Annotated in this window: 1 protein-coding gene; it reads left to right on the top strand. The window is 61.3% G+C overall.

Features of this window, described 5'->3' with window-relative positions; all coding sequences use genetic code 11:
• Positions 1 to 223 precede the first annotated feature (223 nt).
• Positions 224 to 517 (top strand): hypothetical protein (locus ACQ0O7_RS45205; protein ID WP_430792115.1); only part of this gene is annotated, 294 nt, incomplete at its 3' end.

The following is a 517-nucleotide window of genomic DNA, read 5'->3' as shown; positions in this document are numbered from 1 at the left end:
TCCATTCCGGACAGCCAACGCCCGGCCAACAACCCAAATCTCACTCAACGTGACATTCATGAGTGTCGACCAGGTTTTGGATGGCTCTCACGTACCGGCAAACGGGTCCGGTCTTTCGGGTCAAGGCACTCAGTCAGGCGTTCGTCATCATGGCCGGAGAACACGCCAACCGCTTTCTGCTCGAACACGGCGAGGACGTGTTCTCCAGCGATATCGGTTTCGGGTGGAAGCGGCGGACGAGAACGGTCGGGAGTATCCGCTGGACGTCTGGGCCGGAATCGCTCTGCAAGGCTGTTTCGCGGGCGTCAACACCGTCGCCCACCTCTCCGGATTCATGCTGCGGACGCTGCTGGACAATCCGGAAGTGCTCGCCCGGATCACCGGGGAACGGTTACGGGAGCTTCCGGCACTCCGCGGGCCGGTGATGGCACGGTCGTTTCAACATCATCCGGTGAGGCCGAGGATGGTGAATGGCCTTGTCATTTCGCGGTTGGCCCAGCGGGTTGCTTCGGTGATG

It is taken from the genome of Actinoplanes sp. G11-F43, from assembly GCF_050589265.1.
In the GTDB taxonomy this organism is placed as follows: Bacteria; Actinomycetota; Actinomycetes; order Mycobacteriales; family Micromonosporaceae; genus Actinoplanes.
The sequence above is the reverse complement of the archived record's forward strand: the minus strand, read 5'-3'. Positions and strand labels throughout refer to the sequence as shown.